We start from the raw sequence: 2,373 nt of genomic DNA, 5'->3' as shown, positions 1-2,373 counted from the left end.
GGCGGGGACGGGCGGCGCCGTCGCGGCCGGGCGCGCCCGACCGGCCAGTCTACGCCGTCGCTACCATGGCCGCATGGACGCAGCAGAGACCCCCGACGGCCCCGAGACCGCCGCCCACGACGGCGGCCGGCCGGCCTGGCAGCACCGCCTCCTGGCGGGCGGGGAGGAGCCGGACCCCCGGTTCACGCTCGCCAACGAGCGCACGTTCCTGGCCTGGGTCCGGACGGCGCTGGCGCTGCTGGCCGGCGGGGTCGCGGTGGAGGCGTTCACCGGCGCCCTCTTCGCGCCGCCGGTCCGGGTGGTGCTGAGCACGGTGCTGCTCGTCCTGGCGGCGCTGCTCGCCCTGGGCGCGGGCGCGCGCTGGCTCCGGGTGGAGCGGGCGATGCGCCGCGGCCGTCCGCTGCCGCTGCCGCTGATCGTCCCGGTCCTCGCGGGGGGCGTCGTGCTGGCCGTCGTGGTGCTGCTGGCCGCCGTCGTCCTTCCGCGGGGCTGAGACGATGCGCCTGCATCACGACCCGGGGCTGCAGCCCGAGCGCACCGTGATGAGCTGGGGCCGCACGGTCCTGGCGCTGGGCGTCCTCAGCCTCACGTTCCTGAGGTGGTGGCCGGCCGTCGGCGCGTGGGCGTTCGGGCCTGCGGTGGTGGCGGCCGTCGGCGGGGCGGCGGTGCTGGCCACGCAGCGCCGGCGCTACGTGGCGCACGCGGACGGAATCGCGCGGGAGCAGGCCCGGCCGGCCCTGGCGTCGGTGGCCTGCATGGTCGCGCTGGTGGTGGGCTTGGCGGGCCTCGGGATCACCGCCACGCTGCTGCACGCGGCATGATCCGCGGACGACGACGGCGCCCCTCACCTGCGCGGGCAGGTGAGGGGCGCCGTCGTGCCTCCGGGGGCGGACCGCTCAGCGGGCGATCATGCCGTGGGGGTCGATGACGAACTTCTCCAGGGACCCCTGGTCGAACTCCGCATAGGCCTGGGGTGCCTCGTCCAGGGTGATCACGCGCGGGTTGACCATCTCCGTCAGGTACGGCATCCGGTCCCACAGGATCGACATCATCAGCTGGCGGTTGTAGCGCATGATGGGCGCCTGGCCGCCGATGATGTGGGGCGACTTGATCCAGGCCTTGCCGAAGTCCACCGGGAAGGTGCCCTCCTGCTCGGCCTTCGTCTCCGCGATCGGGTTCGGCCCGTAGATGCCGATGATGCCCGTGGCGCCGCCCGGACGGGTGATGTCCAGGACCTGGTTCACGGCGGCGATCGGCTGCATCTCATCGGACGCGGAGCCCAGGCCGTGGGCCTCGGAGCCGACGCAGTCCACCGCGCAGTCCACCATCGGCTCGCCCAGGATGTCGTTCACGGCGTCCTGCAGGTTCTCCGTGGCGGAGAGGTCGATGGTCTCGCAGCCGTGCTTGCGCACCAGCTCCAGCCGGGAGGCGTCCTGGTCGCCCACGATGATGCACGAGGCGCCCAGCAGCCGAGCGGCGGCCGCGGCGCACCGGCCCACGGGGCCGGCGCCGGCGATGTAGACGGTGGAGCCGGGCTTGGCGCCGGCCTCCATGAGACCGTGGAACGCCGTCGGGAGGATGTCCGAGAGCACGGTCAGATCCAGGATCTTCTCCATCGCCTGCTCCTGGTCCGGGAAGCGCAGCAGCTGGAAGTCGGCGTACGGCACGAACAGGTACTCGGCCTGTCCGCCCTGGAAGCCGCCCAGATTGAAGCCGTAGGCGGCGCACGCCTGCTCCGGGTTGGCGGTCTCACAGATCTCGGTCCGGCCGGCGCGGCAGTTGCGGCAGCGGCCGCAGGCCACGTTGAACGGCACGGAGACGAGGTCACCCTCCTTCAGGAACTGGACGTCGCTGCCGATCTCCAGCACCTGGCCGGTCATCTCGTGACCCAGCACCATGCCCTCGGGCGCGGGGAAGGACCCGCGGTAGATGTGCAGGTCGCTGCCGCAGATGTTGGTCGCGACGATCTTGAGGATGACGCCGTGCGGGGCGGCGGAGCCGTCGGGCATCTCCAGCTTGGGGAAGTCCAGCTCGTCGACGCGCACGTCCTTGATGCCGTGGAATGCCACGGCGCGATTCTTGGTGGTCATGGGAACCGTTGCCTTTCTGTCTCCAGCGAGGCCCGGGTGAGGCAGGAGACGGGGCGAACCCGAGGGGGAGTCCCAGTCCCGGGCTGTACGGACACACTAGGTGTTGTGGGTCATGAGGTTCTTGACATGGGTACCGGGCTGAGATGAGACGAGTGGGCGGGCGTGTCAACTTGTCTGTGTAAGCGGGGTGGTCACAGGTAGGGGTTGATCCGGTCGGGGTAGGCCGCGGCGAGCTGGGCGAGGGCCTGCTTCCAGTTCGTGACGGCCTGACCTTCGACGAGCC

The 2,373-nt window shown here is 71.8% G+C and carries 3 protein-coding genes; 2 read left to right on the top strand and 1 reads right to left on the bottom strand.

Annotated elements, in window-relative coordinates:
* Positions 1-73 precede the first annotated feature (73 nt).
* Both J1M39_RS02050 and J1M39_RS02045 read left to right on the top strand, forming a co-directional pair.
* Positions 74-493: a YidH family protein gene (locus J1M39_RS02050; protein ID WP_041103054.1), complete on the top strand. Its 420-nt coding sequence runs from the start codon at positions 74-76 to the stop codon at positions 491-493.
* A gap of 4 nt (positions 494-497) precedes the next feature.
* On the top strand, positions 498-821 hold the full coding sequence (locus J1M39_RS02045; RefSeq protein WP_060973605.1) for a DUF202 domain-containing protein: 324 nt from the start codon (positions 498-500) through the stop codon (positions 819-821).
* A gap of 75 nt (positions 822-896) precedes the next feature.
* On the opposite strand, the gene J1M39_RS02040 is transcribed toward J1M39_RS02045, so the two are convergent.
* A complete protein-coding gene (locus tag J1M39_RS02040) occupies positions 897-2,090 on the bottom strand; it encodes an alcohol dehydrogenase catalytic domain-containing protein (RefSeq protein WP_145950424.1) in 1,194 nt (397 codons plus the stop codon).
* Positions 2,091-2,373 lie beyond the last annotated feature (283 nt).

The organism is Micrococcus sp. KRD077, assembly GCF_017168505.1.
GTDB classification, from domain to species: Bacteria; Actinomycetota; Actinomycetes; order Actinomycetales; family Micrococcaceae; genus Micrococcus; species Micrococcus luteus.
The sequence above is the reverse complement of the archived record's forward strand: the minus strand, read 5'-3'. Positions and strand labels throughout refer to the sequence as shown.

Coding starts and splice junctions, on each gene's coding strand:
- J1M39_RS02040 (WP_145950424.1), bottom strand. CDS start 2,090: ATGACCACCAAGAATCGCGCCGTGGCATTCCACGGCATCAAGGACGTG.
- J1M39_RS02045 (WP_060973605.1), top strand. CDS start 498: ATGCGCCTGCATCACGACCCGGGGCTGCAGCCCGAGCGCACCGTGATG.
- J1M39_RS02050 (WP_041103054.1), top strand. CDS start 74: ATGGACGCAGCAGAGACCCCCGACGGCCCCGAGACCGCCGCCCACGAC.